Annotated in this window: 3 protein-coding genes; 2 read left to right on the forward strand and 1 reads right to left on the reverse strand. The window is 42.3% G+C overall.

All coding sequences use genetic code 11. The features are described 5' to 3' along the window. Window positions 1-6: 6 nt before the first annotated feature. Window positions 7-537, forward strand: a complete 531-nt coding sequence (locus ACFIK1_RS04655; protein ID WP_375658333.1) for a hypothetical protein — start codon at window positions 7-9, stop codon at window positions 535-537. Between the two features lie 9 nt (window positions 538-546). Here the strand turns inward: ACFIK1_RS04655 and ACFIK1_RS04660 are convergent, their stop codons facing one another. After that, window positions 547-1,173 carry a hypothetical protein gene (locus tag ACFIK1_RS04660; protein ID WP_375658332.1) on the reverse strand — a complete coding sequence of 209 codons (627 nt, stop codon included), beginning with the start codon at window positions 1,171-1,173 and terminating at the stop codon, window positions 547-549. Between the two features lie 397 nt (window positions 1,174-1,570). On the opposite strand from ACFIK1_RS04660, the gene ACFIK1_RS04665 reads away from it, so the two are divergent. Beyond that, entirely contained in the window at window positions 1,571-2,941 is a 1,371-nt protein-coding gene (locus ACFIK1_RS04665) for a phage terminase large subunit (RefSeq protein ID WP_375662202.1), read from the forward strand. Window positions 2,942-2,956 lie beyond the last annotated feature (15 nt).

The following is a 2,956-nucleotide window of genomic DNA, read 5'->3' on the forward strand; positions in this document are numbered from 1 at the left end:
GGTGTTATGAAAAAAAATAAAAAAAGGGGACGCCCTAAAATAGCAGGGCAGGTAAGAGAACCAAACGGACGTATATCACGTGCAAAAGCACTGCGTGAAGCCGTTGATAAATTGGCAATAGAAATGCGTGCAAAACGCTTCGGTTTAACGCTACAAGAGGCAAAAAATCCACTTTCTGGGTCTTATATAGGGCGGCTTTGTTTACAAGGCGTGCTTACACAAGAGCAATATGACGCCGCGCAACAGTATTTACAGATAAGGAATAATTACCTTTGTGCAAAAGGCTTGCCTAATGCAATTTATGACGAAATGCCATCATCATCTGATGATAAGGCAAGAGATAAATGGGTAGAATTTGCAACAGAGCAGTTTATAAACACGCAAGAGGCACTAAAAGAAGCCCAATGCCTCTATAGACAATATAACCTTTATGCAGCGCTACAGTGCCTCGTTATAGAAGATCAAATGCTACCCCACCTTGTGAATTCACTGCGCGTTGCTCTTAATGTGCTTCAGAAACATTTTGATCGTAAATGACAAGCTCTATTACGGTTGCATTATATAGTATATCGTTCGTAAGTTTCCGCAATGTTCACTGAGTTCCTTTAACCATTTATGATCATTTGTTTTCACGTGAGATACTATGTTATCTACTTGTTCTTTTCTGAAATCGTAACGCTTATCTATAGCCGTCATAAATTTTTTTGCATAATAAATCATTGGATCCTCGTTATCATTGACCACGTCGTATGCCCACATAAAATCGCTTTCACTCCAATCATATTCATCGCGTAAACGCTTTATTACATTGGGTAGATCCATTTGCGACATCTCCTTATTATAATCACCCCGCAATAAACTCATAAGGGATGCACAACCAACAACTGATATGTGACGATACAATATATCTTCCTTGTTAAAAAATGAATATTCTCCGCCATTTCTGAGTGAAAGTTCTTCTGCTTTGCGTACCTTTTCAGAATGCATAGAGCCAATATATGATTCACTTACGTATTTATTGTAAAGTTGATTATACTTCTCTATAGTATCTACACTTGTAAACATACGCGTCAATTTGTCTATAAATCCAAATGACGCTGATGCAGGTAGCGCTGATATAGAAAAGAAAGCTATAAATGTTATGATGCGTGTTATGGATAATGATTTCATCATTTTGAACCCTTAATTATTCATAAGTGCTGTTTAACCGATTCTTTTCAAATGTATCAATATGTGTTATTTTTATGTTGACAAAGTGTAGCAAATCGTATTTAATGACAGCACTGTACGTGGTCGTATTGTATCTAAACGAGGGATAGTGCAGTTTGGAATCCCCGCAAATGCGGGGTTTTTTATTATCTGGAGGGCGTATTTTATGACATCAGAAAATACACATCAGGCTCCACAACCCATTAAAAAGCGTATACCCCCAAAGGCAGGTCAAGGGCGTGTCAAAGGCGTTCCGAATAAGATGACGCGCATTTTAAAAGAAGCAGTGGTTAAGGCTGCTGAGAATGCTGGGAATAAAATTGGCAAGGATGGTTTGATCTCTTATTTGGAAAAGCAGGCTATGGAATGCCCCGCTGCTTATTTAGCGTTGCTTGGTAAGGTGTTGCCTTTACAGGTAACAGGTGAAGATGGGGGAGCCATTAAGGTNTTTACAGATAAGGCTTTGGTGCGTGCTGCTTGGGGTGGACGAGGGTCTGGAAAGACAAGATCATTTGCCTTGATGGCTGCTTTAAAAGGCTATCAATTTGGTATGCAAGGGATATCGGGCACTATACTTTGTGCACGTCAGTTTCAGAATTCTTTGGCAGAAAGTTCATTGGAGGAGATTAAACGCGTCATTGAAGCGCACGACTTTTTAAAGGACTATTACAAGGTTGGGGAGTCGTCGATTAAGTCGATAGATGGTCGTATAGCCTTTCAGTTTTCTGGTCTGGACCGCAATATAGCCAGTATCAAGTCTATGGGGCGGATTTTGCTTTGTTGGGTTGATGAGGCAGAGCCCGTTACAGAGACGGCTTGGCAGACGCTTATACCGACTTTGCGAGAAGAAGGAAAAGATTGGAATGCAGAATTATGGGTGACATGGAACCCGTTGCGAGAGAATGCCCCCGTTGAGAAGCGGTTTCGCTTTTCAGACAATGAGGCAATCAAACGTGTTGAGATTAACTGGTCAGACAACCCGAAGTTTCCCAAGATCTTGAATGAAGCGCGATTGGATGATCTGAGAAATCGTCCAGAGACCTATAAGCATATCTGGGAAGGGGCTTATCTTACAGCGGTTCAAGGCGCTTATTATCAAAAGGAAATGTTGGCAGCCGAGCAGGAGGGGCGGATAGGGCGCGTTGCGCGTGATCCTTTAATGCAAATACGCGCCTTTTGGGATATTGGGGGCACGGGTGCTAAGGCAGATGCCACAGCGATATGGATAGCGCAATTTGTTGGCAGAGAGATCAGAGTGCTTGATTATTACGAAGCACAAGGACAGCCGTTATCCGAACATATAGGTTGGTTGCGTCAAAATGGTTATGAGAAGGCATTGATGGTTTTGCCTCATGACGGTGCGACCAGAGACCGTGTACACAATGTGAGTTTTGAGAGCGCTCTTAAACAGGCAGGCTTTCAAACAAAAGTTATCCCTAATCAGGGAGCAGGAGCTGTTAAGATACGTATAGAAACAGTCCGCCGTGTTTTGCCTTCTGTTTGGTTTAATGAAAAGACGACGGTAGCAGGACGTAAGGCGCTGAACTGGTATCACGAGAAATGGGATGAGAAGCGCAATATTGGCTTGGGAGCAGAGCACGATTGGTCCAGTCATGGGGCAGATGCCTTTGGACTGATGTGTATTTCATACAAACCACCAAAAGAAATACAAAAGCGACCAGCTTATAGCGGCAGAACGGAATATGAGAGTACCTCATGGATGGCAGAATGATGTATGATGAAGAGC

The sequence above is a fragment of the Bartonella sp. OC16QHHD genome, from assembly GCF_042194035.1.
In the GTDB taxonomy this organism is placed as follows: Bacteria; Pseudomonadota; Alphaproteobacteria; order Rhizobiales; family Rhizobiaceae; genus Bartonella.